Source organism: Bradyrhizobium sp. USDA 3240 (assembly GCF_054063295.1).
The window spans coordinates 1,436,635-1,456,907 of the sequence record NZ_JBSSGD010000002.1; the positions used below are offsets into that span (position 1 = coordinate 1,436,635).

Annotated in this window: 28 protein-coding genes and 1 pseudogene; 13 read left to right on the forward strand and 16 right to left on the reverse strand. The window is 61.6% G+C overall.

Features of this window, described 5'->3' with window-relative positions; genetic code table 11:
- Positions 1-7: 7 nt before the first annotated feature.
- Positions 8-304, forward strand: coding sequence for a hypothetical protein (locus tag ACVIGA_RS07515; RefSeq protein WP_456665885.1), 297 nt, complete (start codon positions 8-10; stop codon positions 302-304).
- Here ACVIGA_RS07515 and ACVIGA_RS07520 read toward each other — a convergent pair.
- The 5 genes and pseudogenes from ACVIGA_RS07520 to ACVIGA_RS07540 form a co-directional block, all read right to left on the reverse strand.
- Positions 297-1,310, reverse strand: coding sequence for a phage tail protein (locus ACVIGA_RS07520; protein ID WP_456665886.1), 1,014 nt, complete (start codon positions 1,308-1,310; stop codon positions 297-299). The two genes, ACVIGA_RS07515 and ACVIGA_RS07520, sit on opposite strands and share 8 nt — an antisense overlap.
- A 201-nt stretch (positions 1,311-1,511) precedes the next feature.
- Positions 1,512-2,132, reverse strand: a pseudogene (locus tag ACVIGA_RS07525) (PBSX family phage terminase large subunit); the annotation flags it as partial.
- Positions 2,133-2,204: 72 nt separating this feature from the next.
- Complete coding sequence (locus ACVIGA_RS07530) at positions 2,205-2,711, reverse strand: hypothetical protein (protein WP_456665887.1); 507 nt, start codon at positions 2,709-2,711, stop codon at positions 2,205-2,207.
- Between the two features lie 627 nt (positions 2,712-3,338).
- Positions 3,339-3,593, reverse strand: a complete 255-nt coding sequence (locus tag ACVIGA_RS07535; protein ID WP_456665888.1) for a hypothetical protein — start codon at positions 3,591-3,593, stop codon at positions 3,339-3,341.
- A complete protein-coding gene (locus ACVIGA_RS07540; RefSeq protein WP_375775801.1) occupies positions 3,594-3,752 on the reverse strand; it encodes a hypothetical protein in 159 nt (52 codons plus the stop codon).
- A 712-nt stretch (positions 3,753-4,464) separates the two neighbouring features.
- Between ACVIGA_RS07540 and ACVIGA_RS07545 the strand changes: the two genes are divergently transcribed.
- A complete protein-coding gene (locus tag ACVIGA_RS07545) occupies positions 4,465-4,650 on the forward strand; it encodes a hypothetical protein (protein ID WP_456665889.1) in 186 nt (61 codons plus the stop codon).
- 100 nt (positions 4,651-4,750) lie between these two features.
- Here the strand turns inward: ACVIGA_RS07545 and ACVIGA_RS07550 are convergent, their stop codons facing one another.
- A complete protein-coding gene (locus ACVIGA_RS07550) occupies positions 4,751-5,053 on the reverse strand; it encodes a hypothetical protein (RefSeq protein WP_456670754.1) in 303 nt (100 codons plus the stop codon).
- A 196-nt stretch (positions 5,054-5,249) separates the two neighbouring features.
- Here ACVIGA_RS07550 and ACVIGA_RS07555 point away from each other — a divergent pair, with 196 nt between their 5' ends.
- The gene (locus tag ACVIGA_RS07555) at positions 5,250-5,510 is read left to right on the forward strand and encodes a hypothetical protein (protein WP_176530039.1); all 261 of its coding nucleotides are present in this window, start codon (positions 5,250-5,252) and stop codon (positions 5,508-5,510) included.
- 28 nt (positions 5,511-5,538) lie between these two features.
- Here the strand turns inward: ACVIGA_RS07555 and ACVIGA_RS07560 are convergent, their stop codons facing one another.
- Positions 5,539-5,892, reverse strand: a complete 354-nt coding sequence (locus tag ACVIGA_RS07560; RefSeq protein WP_456665890.1) for a phasin — start codon at positions 5,890-5,892, stop codon at positions 5,539-5,541.
- 229 nt (positions 5,893-6,121) lie between these two features.
- Here ACVIGA_RS07560 and ACVIGA_RS07565 point away from each other — a divergent pair, with 229 nt between their 5' ends.
- A complete protein-coding gene (locus ACVIGA_RS07565; RefSeq protein ID WP_223969053.1) occupies positions 6,122-6,307 on the forward strand; it encodes a hypothetical protein in 186 nt (61 codons plus the stop codon).
- Between the two features lie 13 nt (positions 6,308-6,320).
- Here ACVIGA_RS07565 and ACVIGA_RS07570 read toward each other — a convergent pair whose 3' ends face one another.
- The 3 genes from ACVIGA_RS07570 to ACVIGA_RS07580 form a co-directional block, all read right to left on the reverse strand.
- Positions 6,321-6,524, reverse strand: a complete 204-nt coding sequence (locus ACVIGA_RS07570; RefSeq protein ID WP_456665891.1) for a hypothetical protein — start codon at positions 6,522-6,524, stop codon at positions 6,321-6,323.
- A 142-nt stretch (positions 6,525-6,666) separates the two neighbouring features.
- Positions 6,667-7,800, reverse strand: coding sequence for an alpha-hydroxy acid oxidase (locus ACVIGA_RS07575; RefSeq protein WP_456665892.1), 1,134 nt, complete (start codon positions 7,798-7,800; stop codon positions 6,667-6,669).
- A 154-nt stretch (positions 7,801-7,954) separates the two neighbouring features.
- Entirely contained in the window at positions 7,955-8,974 is a 1,020-nt protein-coding gene (locus tag ACVIGA_RS07580) for a GlxA family transcriptional regulator (RefSeq protein WP_456665893.1), read from the reverse strand.
- Positions 8,975-9,037: 63 nt separating this feature from the next.
- Between ACVIGA_RS07580 and ACVIGA_RS07585 the strand changes: the two genes are divergently transcribed.
- The 4 genes from ACVIGA_RS07585 (at position 9,038) to ACVIGA_RS07600 (ending at position 12,141) form a co-directional block, all read left to right on the forward strand.
- The gene (locus ACVIGA_RS07585) at positions 9,038-9,751 is read left to right on the forward strand and encodes a hypothetical protein (protein WP_456665894.1); all 714 of its coding nucleotides are present in this window, start codon (positions 9,038-9,040) and stop codon (positions 9,749-9,751) included.
- On the forward strand, positions 9,751-11,043 hold the full coding sequence (locus tag ACVIGA_RS07590) for an MFS transporter (RefSeq protein WP_456665895.1): 1,293 nt from the start codon (positions 9,751-9,753) through the stop codon (positions 11,041-11,043). Before ACVIGA_RS07585 ends, ACVIGA_RS07590 begins: the two co-directional genes overlap by 1 nt.
- A 118-nt stretch (positions 11,044-11,161) precedes the next feature.
- On the forward strand, positions 11,162-11,824 hold the full coding sequence (locus ACVIGA_RS07595; RefSeq protein WP_456665896.1) for a YqcI/YcgG family protein: 663 nt from the start codon (positions 11,162-11,164) through the stop codon (positions 11,822-11,824).
- Positions 11,821-12,141: a cupin domain-containing protein gene (locus ACVIGA_RS07600; RefSeq protein WP_456665897.1), complete on the forward strand. Its 321-nt coding sequence runs from the start codon at positions 11,821-11,823 to the stop codon at positions 12,139-12,141. The genes ACVIGA_RS07595 and ACVIGA_RS07600 overlap by 4 nt, the downstream gene beginning before the upstream one ends.
- A 23-nt stretch (positions 12,142-12,164) precedes the next feature.
- Here the strand turns inward: ACVIGA_RS07600 and ACVIGA_RS07605 are convergent, their stop codons facing one another.
- On the reverse strand, positions 12,165-12,347 hold the full coding sequence (locus ACVIGA_RS07605; protein WP_456665898.1) for a hypothetical protein: 183 nt from the start codon (positions 12,345-12,347) through the stop codon (positions 12,165-12,167).
- 25 nt (positions 12,348-12,372) lie between these two features.
- Between ACVIGA_RS07605 and ACVIGA_RS07610 the strand changes: the two genes are divergently transcribed.
- A complete protein-coding gene (locus ACVIGA_RS07610) occupies positions 12,373-12,558 on the forward strand; it encodes a hypothetical protein (protein WP_016847356.1) in 186 nt (61 codons plus the stop codon).
- Between the two features lie 150 nt (positions 12,559-12,708).
- On the opposite strand, the gene ACVIGA_RS07615 is transcribed toward ACVIGA_RS07610, so the two are convergent.
- From ACVIGA_RS07615 to ACVIGA_RS07630, 4 genes are all read right to left on the reverse strand, one after another.
- Positions 12,709-13,971 carry a CaiB/BaiF CoA transferase family protein gene (locus ACVIGA_RS07615; RefSeq protein WP_456670755.1) on the reverse strand — a complete coding sequence of 421 codons (1,263 nt, stop codon included), beginning with the start codon at positions 13,969-13,971 and terminating at the stop codon, positions 12,709-12,711.
- A gap of 305 nt (positions 13,972-14,276) precedes the next feature.
- Positions 14,277-14,699 (reverse strand): GFA family protein, encoded by a 423-nt coding sequence (locus ACVIGA_RS07620; RefSeq protein ID WP_097674695.1) that lies wholly within the window; start codon positions 14,697-14,699, stop codon positions 14,277-14,279.
- A gap of 362 nt (positions 14,700-15,061) precedes the next feature.
- Positions 15,062-15,637 carry a DUF6456 domain-containing protein gene (locus ACVIGA_RS07625; RefSeq protein WP_456665899.1) on the reverse strand — a complete coding sequence of 192 codons (576 nt, stop codon included), beginning with the start codon at positions 15,635-15,637 and terminating at the stop codon, positions 15,062-15,064.
- Between the two features lie 96 nt (positions 15,638-15,733).
- Positions 15,734-16,294 carry a GcrA family cell cycle regulator gene (locus ACVIGA_RS07630; protein WP_456665900.1) on the reverse strand — a complete coding sequence of 187 codons (561 nt, stop codon included), beginning with the start codon at positions 16,292-16,294 and terminating at the stop codon, positions 15,734-15,736.
- A gap of 128 nt (positions 16,295-16,422) precedes the next feature.
- Here ACVIGA_RS07630 and ACVIGA_RS07635 point away from each other — a divergent pair, with 128 nt between their 5' ends.
- The 3 genes from ACVIGA_RS07635 (at position 16,423) to ACVIGA_RS07645 (ending at position 18,817) form a co-directional block, all read left to right on the forward strand.
- Positions 16,423-17,061, forward strand: coding sequence for a LexA family transcriptional regulator (locus tag ACVIGA_RS07635; RefSeq protein ID WP_223969030.1), 639 nt, complete (start codon positions 16,423-16,425; stop codon positions 17,059-17,061).
- A gap of 161 nt (positions 17,062-17,222) precedes the next feature.
- Complete coding sequence (locus ACVIGA_RS07640) at positions 17,223-17,498, forward strand: hypothetical protein (RefSeq protein WP_456665901.1); 276 nt, start codon at positions 17,223-17,225, stop codon at positions 17,496-17,498.
- Between the two features lie 164 nt (positions 17,499-17,662).
- On the forward strand, positions 17,663-18,817 hold the full coding sequence (locus ACVIGA_RS07645) for an OpgC domain-containing protein (RefSeq protein ID WP_456665902.1): 1,155 nt from the start codon (positions 17,663-17,665) through the stop codon (positions 18,815-18,817).
- A gap of 10 nt (positions 18,818-18,827) precedes the next feature.
- On the opposite strand, the gene ACVIGA_RS07650 is transcribed toward ACVIGA_RS07645, so the two are convergent.
- On the reverse strand, positions 18,828-19,766 hold the full coding sequence (locus tag ACVIGA_RS07650) for a glycoside hydrolase family 3 N-terminal domain-containing protein (RefSeq protein WP_456665903.1): 939 nt from the start codon (positions 19,764-19,766) through the stop codon (positions 18,828-18,830).
- Positions 19,767-19,807: 41 nt separating this feature from the next.
- Here ACVIGA_RS07650 and ACVIGA_RS07655 point away from each other — a divergent pair, with 41 nt between their 5' ends.
- Positions 19,808-20,230, forward strand: a complete 423-nt coding sequence (locus ACVIGA_RS07655; protein ID WP_456665904.1) for a hypothetical protein — start codon at positions 19,808-19,810, stop codon at positions 20,228-20,230.
- Positions 20,231-20,273: the final 43 nt, after the last annotated feature.

The window sequence follows — 20,273 nt, forward strand, 5'->3', positions numbered from 1 at the left end:
TCGAGAAATGAAGCGTGCCCTGCGATGGCTGGCGAGCCTACTTGCCCAAAGACCGATGGAATTCCATTGGGAAGAAACCGCCGAAGGATGGCGGCTCCTTCCGTCAGACCCAACTTTGATCCATCTTCTTGTGATCCAGGAAGGTCATCACTGGAATGTCTATGCGGACAAGCGCCGTCTCATGCCCGGCAACTTCAACAGCGAACATTGGGCTAAGGAATGCGCTTGGTCGTTCGTAAAGCAGACCCGAAAATCGGCCTTCGGGGCTTACAACGTGAGGCTCATCGAGGCGACCATCAAATAACTCGCAAGATGTAGTTGCAGCAGATCGTTGGCTGCGCGATCGCGTGGGGTACGCTTCCGCCTGCTTGAAGCGTCGCGTTTGGCACACTGTCGCCGCTGGTGATCGAAATTCCGGTAGTGGCGACGCCAATGCCTGCCGTATTGACGGCGGTCGGCACCGGATTTCCACCGGCAGCCAGATTGCTGTTGGACTGACTACCAAAAACGGCACCGATATGAGAGTGCCCGCTATCGATCAGAAAAACGCTGTGACGATGCGCCGGGAGCTCATTGACCGTCAGGGTGTGGCTTTCAGAGCCGGACGCGAGACCCAATTGCGGGGCTCCGAAATATGCCGAAGTCAAGCGAAGAGCCGCTGTGCCGCCCATGTTATCAACTGCGGCCGAAGCTCGGCCGCGCTTGTCCGGCAAGTTGAAAGTGGTAGAACCGTCGCCCGTTCCGTAGAGCGTTCCGATCAAGGAGAACAGTGTCGCATAAGTCGCTCGCGAGATCGCCTGACCGATCGGAAAGACAAACGAGCTGTTGGGGGCGGTGGAGCCCCAGTAATCCATTCCGGCCGCAAGCGGCACGTTGTAGGGATTGCCAAAAAACCCCTGCAGGTACCACGCTGCGTCGGAGTTATTGTAGGTCGCTGTGTAAGGCGTACCCTGGATGATAACCCCCGCCTGCAATTCGGTGCCGGGCGAGGTTCTCAGCGGACGGGTACCCAGCCCGTCCACGTTGATCACGGTTATACCTCCGTTTATGATATGCGGCGTGAACGCGATCATCGCGCCGTTCATGCTCGTGAAGCTGTCGAATTGCTGATAGCTTGAAAGCACATAAGACGTGCTCGATCCGCTTGTGACGATCGCGCCGGCGATATCGTCGCGATACTTTGCGGTCGCCGCCATCATCGCGCGGGCGGAGTCATTGACGCTCGAAGGCGCCTGTCCCTCCTGCCAATTGATCGAGCTGTCGGCGGTCGCGTCCGAGGCCGCGACCCGCGACCACTTATAGAGTGTCATGGCATTTTCCCTTGGTGAGTTCGCGAGGCCGGACCTCGTCGATGGGTGACAGATCCGCCGTTATTCCGCGCGACCTAGCTGGAGATATTGCGCGCACGGGCAAGCCGGAGCTCGCGCGATCAGAAGGTTGCGGATCACGCCGATCGGCACGCCCGGGCTTTCCCCGGCCACAGCCTGCGCACGCGCATCGATGATAGCTTCGATGTGATTGTAGCGATCGGAATAGAGCGAAAGATCCGTACGTCGCTCTTCATCGAGCACCGCAGGAAACCATGGATTATCGCGCCAGTTCGCGTTGACGACGATTGCCCCTGGCGGCTTGCGCACCCGGAGGAAATCATCGACCGCGTCCGACTTCCGTCGCGGATTCCAGCTTGCCCATAATTCCGAGCCCGGCGCACGAATCATCGGCCGCAGCAAGGCGAGGCTATGCGCGCTCAGCGATTGCGCTTCGTCAACCCATGCAATCTTGAAGCCCTCGAGGCTCTTGATCGAGTCGGCCGTATGATCTCGCATGCCCCGGAAGATCATCACGCCGTCACCGGGCGTCGCGATCCTGTCGGAATAGTTCTTGAACCCCTGACCGACACCAAGCGACGCAATCTTGCTTTCGATCAATCGCTTCGATGATTGCGCCAGCGTCCGCTGCGCCTCGCGGATGCAGACCGCCAGCGTGCCGCGCTCGGCCTGACACATCTCGACCAGAAGCTCACCGAAGAAATGAGATTTTCCCGAGCCCCGGCCGCCGAATGCGCCCTTGTATCGCGCCGGTCGAAGCAGCGGCTCAAAGACTTTTGCGGTTGGAATTTTCAGGATCGACAAGGCTGCTCTCGGTAAGGCAAATCGGATCGGACGCCCGCCTGGTGCCCAGCGGTGATCATCTCGCTTGAACGGTCATTGACGAGGGCGCGCCCCGAGCAAGTCGGCAAGCCAGTCGGTCAGATTGCTGTTCGCGCTTGAGGCGCTCGGAAGACCAAACATCGACGGCGGCAAATATCGCATCGGCTGAATCGCCTGAATGGCGTTGTGGAATTTCACTCCCGCCGGACCGAAGTCAATAACAGCAAAGGATTTCGGAATATCCGATCCTACCGTTATCGCGTTTGGGGCGACGTTGTACCGGTTAAGGATATAGTCCGAAGCACCGCGCTCGGGGTTGAGTGGGTTCATTGCCACACCCGCCGCGTACGCGTCTGCGAGAGATTTATATGCGTGGAAGGATGAACCGACAGCTCTCGCCTCATTCCAATAGCTGGCAGTTCGGTCGAGTAGCTCTTGGGCCAAACTTCCGGCAATCGCTTCGGCGGGCACTACATACTTTGCCGCTACAGTATTGATCTGAGGCGCCATCGATTGAACTTCGGTCAGGATCTTCTTGCTGTATGATGGAAGGGAATTCATGAATGGCACGCTCGTGTGAGGCTACGAATATTCACGAAAGTGCCCAGAACAGACCGGCAAGGTGCGCCCAATCTACAATGACGCATATCAGCACTACTGTGCTCCACAAACCTACACGAGTGATCCGTGTTATCCGGGCCAGTATTCCGATCAAGGCAACAGTGAATGGTGGAAAGATAAACGCCAGGAGATGCGGAGTAACGAAGACTATTACCGTGATCTCTGCGCCCAGTCTCGCAAGAGAGAAAGCGATTCCCAAGGACAGACACACTCTATAGGTCGCAGGGCGAAGGCCAAGAAGATACGTTGGAAGCACGCATCCAACTGCTGCGAGGGTAGAGACGTGATTGATCCCGGGCAACGCGCCGAAAATCTGATCAGCATCCATGGTACGCTCTGCGGAAATGATCTATGTAAGCCGTAGTCCCTTTACTGCTCGTTGTTGAACCATATCGACAAAGAGCAACGAGCGGGGCCATCGGCTCAGCATTTGTTGCGCATGGATCAGGATTTTTTGTGCAGTATGGCCTGTGCTTGCACGTGGTCGAGAAGACCGAGAAACTCTCTCTGTATGCGATCAACATAAGCCTCTTTGCGGCGCGGGTTATCGGGCCGCGGCCGCTGCTCTCAGGTATCTTCGCCCTCAACCTCCTCGGGCCCGACGATGACCCGCTCGATGCGGTGCACAAGTTCGAGCGCTCCGTCGCCGTTCTCGATCGCCTGCGGCGCTTTGCCCCAGCCGCGATCGAGGATGGCATTGGCTGCGGAGACGCGGGCAGCCGGCGTTGCGCTGGTCGATCGCATCACGCCGACCAGCGCGTTGAGAGCGCTTCTCGTATGGCTCCGCGCAAGTGAGCGGATCTGCGTAATCGTCCTCGCCACTCACTTCTCCTCCCAATCGGACGGGAGATATTCGCTCGGAGCCGTATCGACATCATGCGTATCAGGAGGCACCACCGAGCGAAATGCGATCGTGGGAAAATCCGTTCGCTCGCCTTCGTGACGCGGACGGGGGATGAACTGTATGATCTCTGCGCTCATGCGAACTCCGACAATGCAATGGCGATCAGGCCCGCGAGCGCGAGCGATATCAGATAGGCGGTCATGCAACCTCGTTGATCGGCCGTCCGCGCGTGATGCGGCCATCGAATGAATGTGCGGCAGATCGCGCAGCGGGCGGCGATCTTTGGGGCGCGAACCTTATCCCTGACGAGTGGGGCCGCAGGCGGCGCCGGCTTGCGCCGCGCCGCAGGACCGGCGCGTTCGCGCGCACCGGCCAATCTCGTGCTCGTTTCAATGGGTTCGGACGGCGGCTCGCTTGCGACGCTCAGGCGACGGGCTGGGAGGATGTGGCGTCGTGACGTTGCGGCCGCCGTCCGATTGGTGAAACGGCAAACAAAAAGCCCGCCGCGGATTGCTCCGCGCGGGCTCAACGATTTCTGATTTTCGGATTATGCCCCTGAGTTGCCCGACGTGTCAAACGTTTTTGCGAACTGAATGCGATCGGTAAAATGTGATGCGTCGGCTTCGACGGCGGGAAACCGCTTTGACCGAAACTCCGCGCATGATCCGGAATCGCAACACGAACCGGCGCCGATCGGCCGTATGCTTGTTGCGATGATGTCAGTGTGCCGCTGAGTTGCCCGACGCGTCAAGCGGACAAGCGGCTCACAACATTTGGATCGACATCAGGACAGTTTTGGCTCGCGTCGGTCGACCCGCGCCGCAGTTTGATTGCAGGGAGGAAGCGCCGATGTATTTCGTTGCTGCCGTGCTCGCGGTCCTGTCCGGCCTGTTTTATGCAGCGGGCCATCATGAGATCGGTTCGATCGGTGCCACCATGTGCCAGTATGGCGGTATCTTCTGCGACAGTCCGGTGCTGGTTCTCGTCAGTGCCGGGTTCGCTGCGGCGTGGGGCATGCTCGTCAGCGTGCGCTGATCGTCCCGCGGTATTTCGACTATAGCTTTGTGCCGCTGATTTGCCCTACGAGTCAATTGCTGCACTTTGCGTCGGATGCAATCTCAAGAACGCCCCGCTTCTATTGCGGTGTGCTCGGATTTGCCGGCTGAGCGGGCTTTGGACCGGGCGGAGCTGGCTCAATCGGTGTCTTGGGCTCGGTCTGCATCACCTTTGCGCCGGCCGCCCGCGCCGCCTCGCCGGTCGTTGAGTAGTTGGCGGAAGCGGCCGGCTGCACCTTCGGCTTGCTCCATGGACCGTGGTCGACCATCAGCATGCCCAGCACGCCAAGGATCGCTACCAGCGCCGCGATCAACAGCGGCGTTCCGCCGTGCCGATTGCGATGCTTGACCGAACGGCCATCCGATATGCCATGCGCCTGCATTGTCATCATCGTCTCCTCCACGGAAACAAGCCGCGACCGGCGCATAAGTTTCCAGTTCCGCGAAGTGAAAGCGAGGCACGTTGGTGGAACCAATCCGCAGCTGCCGAATTTCCCCGATATGTGGCCGTCGCCGCGCGCACGCGCCGGTAACCAGGGTAACAACCACCTCACCCTTAACGAAACCGCGGGACGACGCATGAGCTCCGAAACACCCGAGTCTCCGCTTCAGCCCACACTCGGTGAGCGGGCGATCGACACCGCGACGGACGTTTCGCGGACCATCACGGAGGTGTCGGACGGACTTCGAGCGGCGGCCGATCGCCTCAGCGACGCGATCGCAACCTCACGCCGGCCGGGCGGCGTCCTCGCCACCGTAAGCGCGGTCACGCGCGAAGCGCCACTGGCAAGCCTGTTCGTTGCGTTCCTGCTCGGCGTTGCTGCAGCGCGCCGGCGCTAGACGTCGACGCGCCGTGAAGGCCGCCTGCCTAGAACTTGCCCTTCGCGGCGTCCTTGGTGGCGGACATCACGCTTCCGCTGATCTGCCGCATATGTTCGCCGGCATTGGTGAACTGGCTGCGCAGAAACTCCGACTGGATCCGCATCGCCTCCTGCAGATCGGTCGCGTGCACGAGCTTGCGCGCGTGCTCGAACGCCGCCTTCATGTTCTGCTCGGTGAACGACAGCGCCTGTTTGGAAATCTCGGTCCCGGTGCCCGGTATCGCCGTCATCGACTTGCTCGCGGCATCAAAGAACAGGCTGAACGCCTGCTCGGCCTGGTCGATGGTCTTTTCCGCCAGATCGCGCAACTCGGCGGGAACTTCAAGCTTCGGCTCAATCATGATCGCGCCCCCTGAAAAAAGCGTCTGCCGAGGTTAGCATAGATTGTGACGGCGTCAGCGCCGTATCGCTAAAACCATGAGGCCCACTCGCTCCCGCGCCCAAGGAAAATTTACCTAGCAGCGACCGGACTGCACGCAGGCCGATTCCAATAATGTCAGCACTGTGGCATTGTGATTCGGCCTCGTCGTTGGTCGCGTTCGCGTCTCTTGTGGGGAATAAGGGGATCCGATGCTACGCGCCATTCGTCCAACGCCGACCTGCACCCGCTTCAAGACCAGCATAGAGATGCCGTGCATGAAGTGCGGCACGCAGATGCGGCTTGCCTTGATCGAGCCACGCGACCAGGTCTACGACGTGCTGACCTATCAGTGTGCGCCCTGCAATTCCGGCGAAAGCTTCCTGAACGCGCGCTAGGCTACCGGCCCGTTCAGTCGTTCAGCACCGCGGCGCCCGCCTCCGTCAGCTCGGGCGCGCCGTCATACAGTTCGACCAGACCGAGCTCCGTGAGAGCGCGCAGATCCTCGTCACTGACCGGTGACAGTTTGCGCCTGCCCGCCTGGATATCGCGGAGGGTCCAGCGCAGGGCGATCGCGCGCTCAAGTGAAAATTCAGCGAATGGATTGTTTGCCATTCGCCTCGACTAGTGCGGCATTTGGATCAGACTTTGTCTTTGCCGCGGCGGCTTCATGAACACCACAGATTGACGGCGAGCCGGCGCGATCGAGGTATCCCAGATCGCGTGATCGCTCCCTAGTCTCTCGCGGCGGCGCGGCTCAGTAGCGGTACGGGTCGATATCGAGCAGCGGGAATGCGCTGAACACGCTCGGCGGATTGGTCGGCGTCGCCGGATGCAGATAGGACTTGTCCAGTTCGGCAAAGCTGGTCACGCCGAGCAGACCGAGGCAGCGGATCACCTCGTCCTCCAGCAATTCAAGCATCCGGACGATGCCTGCCTCGCCGGCCGCGGCGAGTGCCCAGCATTGCAGACGGCCGATTCCGACGAGATCGGCCCCCGAGACGATGGCCTTCACGATATCGGTGCCACGGCAGATCGAGCCATCGACCATGATCTTGGCGCGGCCGGCGACGGCTTGAACGATCTCGGGGAGGACATGCATGGACCCGCGGCCGTGGTCGAGCTGCCGTCCGCCGTGATTTGAGACGTAGATCCAGTCGACGCCGTGATCGAGCGCGATCCTGGCGTCTTCCGCGGTGGCGATACCCTTCAGGATGAGCGGAATCTTGAACTTGTCCTTGATCAACCTCACCGTCCGCCATTCCAGCCCCTTCTGGAAATCGCCGCCGGTGGCGCGGATGCGGCTTTCACGGACGTAGCGCTTGGCGATGTCGCGCTCGCGCCGGCTGTAATGGGCGGTGTCCACGGTGAGGCAGAACGCGGCGTAACCGTTGTCGATGCTGCGGCTGACCGTATCCTCGACGAACGCATCGTCGCCGCGCACATAGAGCTGGAAGATGCGCAAGGCGTCAGGCGCCGCCTTGGCGGTATTCTCTAGCCCTGGCTCCGACACCGAGCTCAGCATATGCGCCGCGCGGAACGCCCCCGCTCCGCGCGCGACGGCTGCGCCTGCATCCGGATCGAAGATCTCGAGCGCACCGACCGGCGCGATCATCACCGGAAGCCGGAGCTTGCGGCCGAAGACCTCGGCGGATGGATCCACATTGATGACGTTGCGCAGCACGCGCGGCCGGAACGCGATCTCGTCGAGCGCCATTCTGTTGCGGCGCATCGTGGTCTCGGTTTCCGAGGCACCGACGATGTAGTCCCAGGCGTTCTGGTTCAGCCTGGCGCGGGCCTTTTGCGCGAATTCGTGCAGGTTCTGGAATTCCTCGCCGCTGGCGCCGAGTTCGACATTGCGCGCCTGCTGAATGGGGGTCCCGTCATTCATGGTCGTTTCTTCTCCCGATTTGGCCGGCACATTAGCCGCAGACAAACCGGAAAAGCTACTACCTTGACCTACGAAACCAGCGAGCGAAGGCCAGCTATTCGCTTGTGAGATAGATCGGGTTTCGACGCCGCCGAACTGAGCTGTCCGACACGCGCTAACTGCCCGAAAACCGGTTTCGATACTCGGTCGGCGACACCCCGAGGTGACGCAGGAAGGCCCGCCGCATTCGTTCGTCGTCGCCAAATCCCGCGCGCTTGGCAACCTCGACCACGCCGCCGATCTGGCGGCTTTCGAGCAGCAAGCGCGCAGTCTCAACGCGCAGTGCCTCGACACCGCTAGCGGGTGTCATGCCGGTGCGGCTGACATAGGTCCGGGCAAAGGTGCGCGGCGTCATCCCGGCCTTTTCCGCGAGGGTCTCGACCTTGAGGTCGCTCGTGATGTTCTCGATGATCCAGGCGTGCAGCGCGCTGAAACGTCCCTCGACGTCCGAGGCCTGGGCCGCAAGGACGGTCGAGAACTGGCTCTGACCGCCCGGCCGCTTCAGAAACACCACAAGTCTGCGCGCGACATCGAGCGCGATGGTGTGGCCAAAATCCTCCTCGATCATCGCGAGCGCCAGATCGATGCCGGCGCTGACACCCGCCGACGACCAGACATGTCCGTCCTTGACGAAAATCGCGTTGGGCTCGACGCGGATTTTGGGAAAGCCGTCCTGCAAACGCGGACAATAGCGCCAGTGCGTTGCAGCACGCTTGCCATCCAGAATCCCGGTCCAGGCCAGAGCAAATGCTCCGAGGCAAACTGATGCGATACGGCGCGCCTTCGGCAGCCCCTCTGCAATCCAGTTCATCAACTCGGCGTCGTTGCGGATCTTCCAGATGCCGGGCCCGCCGGGGATCACCAGCGTATCGACCTCTGTGGGCGCAACACTGGCGATCGGCGCCGTGTCCATCATCATGCCGACATCGGTCGGCACCAGGCCGCCTGAAGTCGACAGGTAGGACAATGAGTAGTCCGGCCCGGGCAGTTCGATCGCCTCCAGCTCCGCGAACACCTGAGCCGGCCCCGAGATGTCGAGCAAGGTCACGCCCGGAAAGGCAACGATCGCGATCCGCCGCGTCGCTTTCTTGTCGCGCGGCTCAGGCCGGGGCGGCTTGGCAGTTTTCGAGGGCATATTGTCCTTTAAGCCATTCGAGGCTGCCCTGTATAGCTTGCAATGGAATTCTGGAGTTCTGCCATGTCGCGAAATCTGGGCAGCGGATACGAGGCGATCAAATCGCCTTGGGCGGATTACGCGATCTACAGTCTACCCGATGCCTCCCGGATCGAAGCCTGCGACCGTCAGCCGCTGATGGACGCCATGAACGGCATCATTGCCGTCAACTGGCAGGCCGCCGAGCCGCACTGGACGGCAACCTCCTCGCCCTTCGACCAGAAGTACAGCCTGATCCTCGTCTATGACGGCTCCGGCCTCGTGGCCTTCTCGGTCTATCGCATCCTGCAGATGTCCGCCGGACTTGGAATCTATCGAAGCGGCACAGAAGTGCTTCCCGCGCATCAAGGCCGCGGCCTCTACGGCTTCTTTACTGCGGAAGTCCTGAAGTGCTCGGGCGCCGCCGAGAGAGCCGACGGCAACGTGCTCTACGGCTGGCGGACCCGCAATCCGATCGTCTGGGCGGCGAACGCTAAAATTTGCGAGAAAGTTTCTCCATCATTGCTCGATGATGCGCAGGACCCGGCGTTGCAGGCAGCCTGTGTCGAGATGTGCACCTCGCTCTATCCGGGCAAGCCGCTCGAACTGCCCGACATGATCATGCGGGGCGCCTACGGCCATATTAAGCACCATCGGCAGGCCTATCGTGGCACCGCATCACTGGTCGATGCCGCAATGTCGCGGAAGATTCCGAATTCAGCTGATGCCCTGTTCTCGGTAGGTTACGCGAGGGTGTGATGTCGATGCTCGGACAACAAGCCGTTTACGCCCCGACGTCGCGCGTCACCGACCGCGCCTATCTCGCTTGGACGGCAGTGGCCATCGCCTACGCCATTGCCTTCCTGCAGCGCGTGTCACCGCAATCGGTCAGCCTCAGTTTCATGCACGATTTCAACACCGATGCGGCCGGTGTTGCGATGCTCGCCTCGAGCTATTTCTGGGGCTACACCTTGATGCAGATTCCGGCCGGCCTGCTGGTCGATCGTTACGGCGTCAAGCGTGTCGTACTCGTCAGCATGATCGCCTCGTCGCTCGGCAGCGCAGCGTTCGCGCTGGCACCGAACCTGCTCGACGTTTTTGCTGCGCGCCTGATTGTCGCCTGCGGCGATGCGCTGGTCTTCACGGCACTCCTGAAGCTCGTGGCACAAAGCTTTGCCGACGAGCGGTTCGGCATGATGTCTGGCATCTCGCAGGTCTCCGGCTATGTCGGCGGCGTGATTGCGACCACGCCGCTCGCGGCCGCCGTCTCGGGGTTTGGCTGGCGAGCCTGCTTCCTGTTCATCGCCTGCATCGGTCTTGCTAACCTCGCCTTCGCCAAGCTCGCGCTCAAGCCCGATCCGGCGTCGCACAGCAACAAGACGCTGAAGGGCGTCGTGATCGCTGCGCGGCAATCACTGGCCCATGTTGCGAACTGGGGTTGCGCAATGACGTTCGCGTCGCACTTCGCGGTCGTGACGACGCTGTCGGGCGTCTGGGGCATTCCGATGGTCGCCCACTTCTTCCATATCTCCCCGACGGCTGCCGGCACGCCGCTGCTCGCCTTCATGATCGGCAACGCGCTCGGCTCGATCTTCCTCGGTCATGCCGCCGATCGTGCCGCAGCGGCGCTCGACCGCGCATTGATCGGCATTTGCGTATTGCGCATGCTGCTGATCGCGATGCTGCTGCCGCCGGTCGCCCGGACATTTGGTCTCGCCTACGTCGCTGTCGTGTTCACGGCCTTGGGACTCGTCGCCGGCGGCACCGTTCCGCTGGTGCTGAAATGCGTGAAGAAGCTCTACACCTCCGACCTGATCGGTGTCGGCGCTTCCGTGAATACCACTGCTGCCGGAATCTTCGCCGGCGTCGCGCAGCCGATCATCGGCTTTGCGATGCTTGCCGCCAGCAGCGCCTCCGGAACCGACGCCGTGCACAACGCGGCCGCGATCGGTGACGGCGGCTACAGCGCCTTGATCGTCATTCTGCTTCTCATGTCGCTGCCGGGTGTAGCCGGGCCGCTATTGATGAGAAGCAAGTTGATAGCTCGTTAGTGTCGTTATGAGTGTAGGGGGTGTTATGGAGCGCTTGTTCTTGAGAAAAGGCGAAGTCGCGTCAAACTTTCCGGTCAGCAGCTGGCAAAGCGTGATGTTCTCCGAGTTTGAAGCACAGATGAGCAGCGAGGCAAGGCCATTCCCTTGCGTGTTCGGGGTGACCGGACATCGCCAGGATCAGCTCCGCTATCTGTTTCTCGATCCGTATGACGTCGCGGTGCTCGGCGAGCAGCTCGCACAATATGTTTCGGAGGCGCGCTCGTTCGGTCCCAACACCTCGTTGATCGTGTTCACACGCCCCCGCCCCGTGCAAACGCTCGATGCCTATTATCGCAAGATGTGGCTGACGCTCGACCAGCTCGCGCGCTTGGACAAGAACCCGTGGCCATCAGAGATTCCGGAGCAGATCGACCATCCGATGTGGGAGTTCTCGTTTGCAGGCGAGCCGATCTTCGTCGTCTGCACGACGCCGGCCCATGTGATGCGCCAGAGCCGCCGATCCAGCGCCTTCATGCTCACGTTCCAGCCGCGCTGGGTGTTCGACAAGATCCTTGGGACGGAAAAGGCCGCGACCGCTGCGTTCGCCGAGGTGCGCAAGCGCCTGATCCCGTACGACGGCGCGAGCCCCTCTCCGCTGCTTGGCCGCTACGGCGCGACTGATGGCCGCGAATATCTGCAGTACTTCCTGCACGACGACAACAATGCGAGCGGAGGCTGCCCTTTTGCCAAGCTCGCGCAGAACAAGACGGCCGCTATCGCGAACAAGGAACAGGCAGCATGACCCAGATCATCGCGGGCACGAAGACCGAATTTGCCATCGATCCAGAGATCCTGAACCTGCTCCCGGCGCAGGGCTCCGTCGAGCTGCAGCATGATGCGGCAGGCAAGGTGCATCACTTCCATACCCATCCGGTCGATGAAATCCTGATGATCATCAGCGGCCGGTTGAACTTCATCTGGGACGGCGGTGAACGGGTCGTCGGTGCCGGCGACACCATCCTGCTGCCTGCCGGCACCCGGCATCAATCCGAAGCGCTCGAGGGCGGTGCAATCTACGTGATCGCGATACAGCCGCCCGCCAGGCCAATGAACAACTGACGTCCAGGAGAAACGCGAACACCTCAGGACAGTGAGGGACCGCGCGGCGGCTCAACCGCCAAACGTTCGACCAGCTCGATGACCTCGGAACGCTGGTCGGGCGCAAGTCGAAGGAAGGCCTTCAACAGTCGCAGGCTTTCCAGTGTTTCGCTCGATGGAGCTCCGAGCTTGTTCTGCAGCTCCGTAACGTATGTGGGATTTTTCATCTCGCACCTTAAGTGAGGATTACGAATGGCATACCCAGGTAAACGTGAAGGCTTGGCCCAGAAGGTCGACACCGCAGCGCAAGAGGCCGAACGCCTCGGCCTGACCACGGCAACCCTCATACTCCGGATGGCCCGTCTCGAGATCGACCGGGCGGAACCCGAGGAAGTTGAAAGTATGCCAAGGAACAACTTGCGCAGCAAGCCGAACTGAGGTCCTGAACGGGCCAGTTCCGGGTCGAAGGCCGCCGGCACGCGGTCCGGGCCCGTGACGTCTGAACGACATCTTGCGAGGCGAGAGGCTTCCCTCTGGCCTCAGGTCACGTGGTTAGCGCGTACCTGATCTTTGGTTCAGGCCGAACGGCTAGCCGGTGTTGGCCGCGTTGCCGAACGCGCCTGCCTCGGCCAACGCGGCGATGTGCCGGTCGTCGTAGCCAAGCGTCTTGCTCAACACACCCCGGGTGTGCTGACCGAGCAGTGGAGCCGCAACGGGATCGACCGTCGGCGTCAGGCTCATATGGACCGGCGACTCGATGTTCGGAACCGAGCCGGCGGTCGGATGCGCGATCTTGCTCAGGCGATGACGATCGCGCACCTCGGGTGCGTTGAACCCTTCCTCGACCGTACGCAGATAGCCAACCGGAATATTGGCCTTCTTCATCTTTGCCATCCAGTGCTCGAGCGTGTCGCTTGCAAACACGCTGGCGATGATGGCGCGCAGCTTCTCCTTGTTGGCGGTCCGTGCCTTGCGGTGAGCAAACTCGGGGTCGGTGACGAGATCCGGGCGCTCGAGCACGTCGGTCACGAGCCGGCGATAGAGCCGGTCGTTGGCGCAGGCCATATAGAGCGGCCCATCCGACGCTCGGTAGACGCCGACGGTCGGCGAACCGTTCGGCGAGTTGCCGAAACGGCCGGGGTTGTTGCCGTTGATGAGATAGGCCATGCCGTAGAAGCCGGTCATCGACACCGCGGTGTCGATCAACGCGACCTCGACCTGCTGCCCGCGACCGAGCCGATCGCGTGCAATCAAAGCCAGCAGGATGGCATTGCAGGCCGACATGCCCGTTGCCATGTCCACGATCGGCGGCCCGGTGCGCACCGGTTCGCCATCCGGAAAGCCGTTGAGCGACATGAAGCCGCTTTCGGCCTGCGTGATCGGGTCGAAGCCCGGGCGCAGCGCGAAATCGCCCTTGCGGCCATAGGCGGAGATCGAGCAATAGATCAGCCGCGGATTGGTCGGCGCCACTGATGCATAGTCGAGGCCAAATTTCTTCATCACGCCGCCGGAGAAATTCTCCACCACGACGTCTGCCTTGGCAATCAATGCGCGCGCGACTTCAAGCGCGGCCGGATTGTTGAAATCGAGCGCAATGCCGCGCTTGTTGCGGTTGAGGCTCAGATACGCTGCGCTTTCCCCGCCAATTTCGGCGTGCTCATAGGCGCGCGTATCGTCCCCACCGTCCGGATTCTCGATCTTGATGACCTCGGCCCCAAAGTCGGCCAGCGTTTGCGTACAGGCCGGGCCGGCAACGACGCGGGTGAAGTCGACCACCAGCAGACCATCGAGCGCCGTCGGAACCCCCTCCCCGCGCGGCGCGCGCCCTGGCAAATCTGGCTTGGTCATGATCTGACGCTTCCTCTGTTATTTTGTCAGGCGAAATACGACGGCCCTTCTCAGAACCGGCACTGCCTGCCTTTTAGCGGAAGGGCGTCACCAAAACCAAACCCGGATTTTGCAGGGCGGGACCTTCGCCTGACATGGCTGTCACCGCCAAGGGGGGCCCGCAGTGCCGGCATCGCCGACACGGTCAAACGATTCGAATATCGAGCAAGCCCACCGGGATACCGGATCTGTCAACGCATCCGGCCAGCGGAAGAATGGACATTGGCGGGTAGCGACGCGCCGTCGCCACCCGCTCAAAAGCCGTCGCGCTATTCGGCGATCATTTCGCCGGAGCCGCCGAACTCGGCCGGAAAGTCCTTCAGCTTCGGCAGGCCATCGCGTATCGGCAGCACCGCCTCGGAATAGTTGACGTGAACGCCGGGGCTGAACTTCAGAGTCGGGATCGTTGCCGTGAACACGTCGACCAGACCAAGCGTCGGGTGGTTCGTCATCAGGTGACCACCGCACTTGGTGCAGTACTTGCGCTGGCTCATCGCGGTCTTCTCGAACGTCCCGAGATGATCGGCGCCCTTGGTGACTTCGACCGCCTCGGGCTTCCAGAGACTGAACGCATTCACCGGGCCACCGGACCAAGAGCGGCATGAACGGCAGTGGCAGTAGCCCATCGCCTCAGGCTCCCCAGTGACCTTGAGCTCGACGGCGCCGCAAAAGCAGTTTCCAGTGTGATTCATCGCTCGGTTCTCCCTTGGGTGAATTGATCGGAGGGTGAATAAATCGGACTCCGCGCCGGCATCGACCCACGTTACTCGTGATGTTCGCGATGCGGGATAGGATCAAGACGGGTGTCACCGCCGCGAACTCCCTTGTGGACGTACCAGACCATTCCTCGCACAAGAAGCAATCACACTGCGCTCCAATGCGGGCAGGTCGTCGACGCGAGCGAAGTTACATGAGAGTCCGCGCTGCTGTCGACCGTCTTCGACGCAGATCAGGATGAGCTCAGTGTGAGGCCAAGCACAGTGCCGCAATGTGATGAATCGCTTCCGCGCTGGATGCCTGCGCGGCAACCGGCACAATAGCACATCACCTCAAGTCAACATTGACGGTCCTTCACCGGAACCTTGTTCGGCGTGGCAAGTCCGTACATCAGCGCCAGCCGATCGAGGCATTCCTTGAGGCGCCGCGCGAAATAGTCCTGCCAGCGCTGCGTACGCAATCCGCGCCGTTGCCCCACCTGCTCCATGGTCATGCCGAGGATCAGGACGTCGTGAACCAGCGCCGAACCGTCGGCACCAAGCTCATGCTCGGCGCGATTCAGGCGCAAGGTCGCCTGGCGCTGCCCCTCCGTGATTGGCTCACGTTGCTGACCGCCGTCAACGTATTCACGCGTCGTATCCACCGCGCGCGGGCCGCGCTCGGCCTTCTCCCAATCGTTCTGGAAGGCCCGACCGCTTCGGTACTGTGTGTTGTCGATCTGCCGGTGTGCATGCAACCGGCCGAGCGGGTCGTTGCGTATCGAGCGAAAGGCAACGATCTTCTCGCCCAGCTCGAGCGCGAGGGGATCGTCGATCTCGACGGTCGCCACCTCGGCGTTGAAGGGCCGATCCTGGGAGCGCCGATCATGTATTCCAGCGGGATCGTAAGGTTTCCGGCGTTTTGCGCGCGGCATTGGAGACCTCCGAAAGTGTGTCATGAATGCGCGCGGCGTCCTCCGCGCGATCGCGGTTGTGTGGATCGACATCGATCGGTCGGCAGATGAGGGACCTCAGCTGGTCCCGATGGCCTGAAGCCAAGCGTCGTTCAGTACCGGCCTCACCGACGCCTCGGGATCGCGGCTCAGGTGAAAATGCGGAGTGCAATAGCTCGAGCCCGGCCGGCGTGGGTGACCACAGAAGGTCATGGTTTCGCCGTCGGCATCCCCGCCATAGGGATACCGGCAGTCTCCGCGCTTGAGGTCGAACAGTGAAAGGTGCCGTGGCGCGACCGCCGCGCAACGAAGTTGGGGCATCTCCACCGTTTCGGTGAAGCCTTTCTGCCAACGAAGCAGATCGAACTTCAGCTCGGCCCGTCCTTCACGCGGGCGCCCGACCCTCGGTGGCTCCGGCAAGGCCGGCTTGGCTGGATCGAGCTGCCCCGGCAGGGACGGCTCGGGCCGATCGAGGCCCGCCAGTCCCATGCGTTGCGCCCGGCTGAGGGCCGCGTTGCGTGTATAGGCCGTGCTGAAGGTTGCGTTGATCGTGTCAGCGATTTCCGAATAGGACAAGCCGCGGGCGCGCAGGTCCTGCAAGGCAGCCGAATGCTCCGGCAGCCAGTTCATCATATCCATTCCAAATTCCCATTTTTGTCATTCCGCCGGCGCCTCGCATAGCTTCCGATATTCCGAAGAAAAAAGTCAAGCTTGAATTCTGATAATCGTAACGCTAATAATGCATCCAGCTTTGGAGAGGATGCAACATGCTGGACGCGGCACTTATCGAACGGGCACTGGAAAAGACGGGAAAGAGCAAGGGCGGGCTTGCCCGAGCAATGGGCGTTCGGGCCGGAGCGGTGTCCGAAATCCTGTCGGGGATCCGCTTGATCAAGGCATCGGAGATCGCCCCGATCATGGAATACCTGGAGCTGAATTCGGTGCCGATCGTGGGCCGGGTCGGCGCCGGCGCCTCGATCCAGCCGGAGCTTGAGCAGGTCCCGCCGGAGGGTCTCGGCGAGATCGAGCTCCCCTTCCCGATGACGGAGGAAACCGTCGCTTTCGAGGTTTCGGGCGATTCGATGCTGCCGAAATACGAGAACGGCGATGTCATCGTGGTGTATCGCGAGCAGCGCTATCCGCTGTCGAGCTTCTACGGAGAGGAAGCTGCGGTCCGGCTGAAGAGCGGCGAGCGCTATCTGAAGACGATCGAGCGGGGCAGCTCGTCCGGCACGGTCAACCTCAAGAGCTTCAATGCCAAGCCGATCAATGGCGTCAAGCTCGAATGGATCGGCGAGATCTGCGTCACCCTGCCCCGCGGCCAGATCGAAAGGCTGCGCGGCAAGACAGCGGCGAAGGGCCGTAAATCCGCCCGGTCGCAGGGCGGACGGTCGTCCGAGAAATAGCAGCGTGGCTTCGGGGACCGGCCTGACCGGTTCGGGTGCCTTCGGCCCGAATCGGTCGGAGCGTCTGCGCCTGGGTTCCGATTATCGTCAATTTCCCTTGACATAATTCCGATTATCGGAAATAATAGCCAACGAACGTCAACGCATCGAACCGCCAGGCAATGCAGTATTTTGTTGTGATGATCGACTATGGCCGCCGTGGCCGCGAGGCGATCGTCGATCCCGAAATGACGCGGCGCGAGGTCGTCTCGCGGGTCGCGTCAGGGGAATACACCAACATCAGCTTCATCCACGAGGTTGCCGAGTGCTCGGTCGAGGATATCACGGACGATATCCTCGCGGAGGCTGCCCTGCCGGAAGTCGCCCTGACCGGCGCAAATCTGCAAGCCAATACACTGGATCACACCCGCGACCTGCGCAAACACGAGCCGGTTTGACGGCGCTCACACGGTGATTGCGAAAACGTGATCTTTCTTGAGCTGGCCACTTGGCCGGAACCCGAAACAGACTAGATAGGGTTCACGCAGAGTCTATTCGGACCGGGCGTGGGTTCCCACTAGATTAGCGATCGTTTTCCCGGGCCGGCAGATTTCAGCTTCAGATGACTTCGACAACAAACGCCGAGATCGCGAGGGCCGATGGCGATCTCAGGATCGCGCTGCTGCTTGGCATCGCAAACTGGTTTCTGTTCCTGGATCACGTTCCGCACAATGTCGTCAACGCGCTGACCATGCGCAATTTCGGCTTTAGCGGCGCGACCGACCTGTTCGTATTCGTTGGCGGTTACGCGACGACGCTGATCTACACAAGGATGGCGGTGGAGCGCGGAATGCTGGTGGCGGCCACTCGCATCTTCAGGCGCGTGTGGCAACTTTACGCCGCCTACATCGTTCTTTTCGTCATCTATGTCGAATTGATCAGCTATGTTGCGGCCCGGACTGCGGCACCCGAGATCATCAGCGAGTTCAACATCACCGGGTTCATCGACCACGGGATCCGCACGCTGATCTACGGTCTGTTTCTGCAGGCCAAGCCACTCAATCTCGATGTCCTGCAACTCATTATCGTTCTGATGGCGTTCCAGCCCATTGTCGTGTGCGGGTTGTTCTATGCTCCGAACGCAACGCTCGCCGGCTCGACGGCCCTTTATGCGACCGCTCGCATGCTCGACTGGAACCTGACGTCATACCCGGATGGACGCTGGTACCTTAACCCCCTCTGCTGGCAATTGCTGTTCGTGATGGGTGGCTGGCTTGCGCTCGTCGGCAAGCGGTTCGCGCCTGAGATTCGCGCGCTGCAGGCCACGCCAGCGCTGCGCGCTGCGGCCCTGTTGTATCTGGTGTTCGCTCTCGCGATCGTCTCCAGCACCGACATTCCGGCACTTGCCCAGATGATGCCGAGCGGATTGAGCGATATGCTCTTGCCAACCGAACGGGAGGACATCGCGCCGCACCGCATCCTGCATTTCCTGGCCCTGACATTCCTGTTCACCCTGCTGGTGCCGTGCAATTGGGAACATTTGCGATCTTACGCCTTGCAACCGATCATCAAGTGCGGCGAGGAATGGCTCGCCGTATTCTGTGCGGGCGTTTTCCTCTCCTTTGCCGCGCACCTGATCCTGATTACAGGCCCGAACTCGGCGGTCAGGCAGGTCGCGGTCAGCATCGTCGGCATCGCGGCGATGATCGCCGTTGCCTACTACGTCTCGTGGTCGAAGCAGCAGGACAACAAATCGACCGTCGGTGCTCATTCCTGAACTCGGCGGTCTAGTCGACCAGCGTCGCGCGCCTCAGCCGTGTCTCACTGTCATGCAGCATTGCGGTGTCGAGGCCCCCTCGCGCAGCTGCATCCGCAGCGCAAGCGAACAGGCGGTAGAACTGCAACCCGTCATAGGCGACCAGCAACAGATCGACACCCGCGTTCAACGCCTCCACGACCGCGGTGCAGACATCGTGCTGGTAGATCGCGCCCATCACCAGATCGTCCGTCATGACGATGCCCTGGTAGTTCCAGCTTTTCCGGATCAGCCCGTCGATGACGGCCTTTGAATGCGACGCCGGCCGTCCGGGGTCGAGCGCACTCACCGCCACATGCCCGACCATCAAGTGCGCGCCGGTCGACGACAGCACATCGCGGAACGGGCGCCAGTCGGTCGCGGCGAGCTCGCCGACCGGCGTATCGAGATCGGCGTTGAAATGATGCGTGTCGGCGTGCACACGGCCCAGTCCCGGAAAGTGCTTTACGGTGGCGCTAACGCCCGCGGACTCGAGACCATGAATGTAGGCATCCGCGATCGCGCTCACCTTGGCCGGGTCATCGGAGATCGCGCGCTGATTGATCAGCGTATTGAAATCGAGCCGGTTGTGCTTCGCCACCGGCCGCAGGTCGAGCACCGGGGCAAAATTCAGGTTGATGCCAAGTGACGCCAGCTCGCGTCCATGGGTGCGCCCGAACTCCTCGGCTTTGGCTTTTTGCTCATCCGGTGCCAGCTCGGCCAGGGAGGCCAGTGCGGGCAGCCTCGTGAGCGGCGGTGCCAGATGCGAAACCATGCCGCCCTCCTGATCCGTCGCGACCATCAGCGGCGGCAGCCTCGCGGCCCGCCGCCTGGCCTGCAGCGTGGCGATCTCCGCCTTCAACGCCTCAGCCGTCCTGCCGGCGACGTTGCGCCGCGTGACATAGATGCCCGCCACGAACCCCTTCTCCACAAGCGGCGCGACCTCGTCGACGACCGATAGCCGATGACGAAATGCTGCCCGAGCGACCGCGCGAGAACCGGCTCAGTTCGGAGAACGCGGTGCTTGCGCACCTCGAACACACCATGCGCGGCAAGCATCGCGAGCGGCGGCAGGCACCACAGGATAACCAGGAGCTTTCCTGCAGGCGCCCGCCTGCGCGACGCGGCGCTGCGGACCAGCACGAACGCGACGGCGATGCTTGCGACCACGACGAGAAGATTGCCCGTCCCGCGCAACGGCACGAGATACGGATCATTGCTGTTGACGCCCGCAAGGACGAATCCGAATCCGGCGATCCAGAGCAGGATAATGCCGATGCATTTGCTGACTTGCATGAGACCACGCGTGGCCGGAGAGGCCGATCGGCGTCGTCCGTATCAGACGAGATTCGCCGGCGCGAGCCGATAAGTGGCGTCTGCACGCAATCTGCATAAGAATCCTGACCTCTTGCTGATCGCATTCTCACCCTCTGCAAAT

Bases quoted from the DNA above. Each gene is read 5' to 3' on its own strand.
- ACVIGA_RS07595 (WP_456665896.1), top strand. From the start codon at position 11,162: ATGAGCAGCGAGGCAAGGCCATTCCCTTGCGTGTTCGGGGTGACCGGA.
- ACVIGA_RS07585 (WP_456665894.1), top strand. From the start codon at position 9,038: ATGTCGCGAAATCTGGGCAGCGGATACGAGGCGATCAAATCGCCTTGG.
- ACVIGA_RS07655 (WP_456665904.1), top strand. From the start codon at position 19,808: ATGCTGCCCGAGCGACCGCGCGAGAACCGGCTCAGTTCGGAGAACGCG.
- ACVIGA_RS07635 (WP_223969030.1), top strand. From the start codon at position 16,423: ATGCTGGACGCGGCACTTATCGAACGGGCACTGGAAAAGACGGGAAAG.
- ACVIGA_RS07640 (WP_456665901.1), top strand. From the start codon at position 17,223: ATGCAGTATTTTGTTGTGATGATCGACTATGGCCGCCGTGGCCGCGAG.
- ACVIGA_RS07600 (WP_456665897.1), top strand. From the start codon at position 11,821: ATGACCCAGATCATCGCGGGCACGAAGACCGAATTTGCCATCGATCCA.
- ACVIGA_RS07625 (WP_456665899.1), bottom strand. From the start codon at position 15,637: ATGCCGCGCGCAAAACGCCGGAAACCTTACGATCCCGCTGGAATACAT.
- ACVIGA_RS07580 (WP_456665893.1), bottom strand. From the start codon at position 8,974: ATGCCCTCGAAAACTGCCAAGCCGCCCCGGCCTGAGCCGCGCGACAAG.
- ACVIGA_RS07620 (WP_097674695.1), bottom strand. From the start codon at position 14,699: ATGAATCACACTGGAAACTGCTTTTGCGGCGCCGTCGAGCTCAAGGTC.
- ACVIGA_RS07610 (WP_016847356.1), top strand. From the start codon at position 12,373: ATGGCATACCCAGGTAAACGTGAAGGCTTGGCCCAGAAGGTCGACACC.
- ACVIGA_RS07545 (WP_456665889.1), top strand. From the start codon at position 4,465: ATGTATTTCGTTGCTGCCGTGCTCGCGGTCCTGTCCGGCCTGTTTTAT.
- ACVIGA_RS07575 (WP_456665892.1), bottom strand. From the start codon at position 7,800: ATGAATGACGGGACCCCCATTCAGCAGGCGCGCAATGTCGAACTCGGC.
- ACVIGA_RS07555 (WP_176530039.1), top strand. From the start codon at position 5,250: ATGAGCTCCGAAACACCCGAGTCTCCGCTTCAGCCCACACTCGGTGAG.
- ACVIGA_RS07530 (WP_456665887.1), bottom strand. From the start codon at position 2,711: ATGAATTCCCTTCCATCATACAGCAAGAAGATCCTGACCGAAGTTCAA.
- ACVIGA_RS07550 (WP_456670754.1), bottom strand. From the start codon at position 5,053: ATGCAGGCGCATGGCATATCGGATGGCCGTTCGGTCAAGCATCGCAAT.
- ACVIGA_RS07565 (WP_223969053.1), top strand. From the start codon at position 6,122: ATGCTACGCGCCATTCGTCCAACGCCGACCTGCACCCGCTTCAAGACC.
- ACVIGA_RS07560 (WP_456665890.1), bottom strand. From the start codon at position 5,892: ATGATTGAGCCGAAGCTTGAAGTTCCCGCCGAGTTGCGCGATCTGGCG.
- ACVIGA_RS07630 (WP_456665900.1), bottom strand. From the start codon at position 16,294: ATGGATATGATGAACTGGCTGCCGGAGCATTCGGCTGCCTTGCAGGAC.
- ACVIGA_RS07520 (WP_456665886.1), bottom strand. From the start codon at position 1,310: ATGACACTCTATAAGTGGTCGCGGGTCGCGGCCTCGGACGCGACCGCC.
- ACVIGA_RS07570 (WP_456665891.1), bottom strand. From the start codon at position 6,524: ATGGCAAACAATCCATTCGCTGAATTTTCACTTGAGCGCGCGATCGCC.
- ACVIGA_RS07515 (WP_456665885.1), top strand. From the start codon at position 8: ATGAAGCGTGCCCTGCGATGGCTGGCGAGCCTACTTGCCCAAAGACCG.
- ACVIGA_RS07645 (WP_456665902.1), top strand. From the start codon at position 17,663: ATGACTTCGACAACAAACGCCGAGATCGCGAGGGCCGATGGCGATCTC.
- ACVIGA_RS07540 (WP_375775801.1), bottom strand. From the start codon at position 3,752: ATGAGCGCAGAGATCATACAGTTCATCCCCCGTCCGCGTCACGAAGGC.
- ACVIGA_RS07590 (WP_456665895.1), top strand. From the start codon at position 9,751: ATGTCGATGCTCGGACAACAAGCCGTTTACGCCCCGACGTCGCGCGTC.
- ACVIGA_RS07605 (WP_456665898.1), bottom strand. From the start codon at position 12,347: ATGAAAAATCCCACATACGTTACGGAGCTGCAGAACAAGCTCGGAGCT.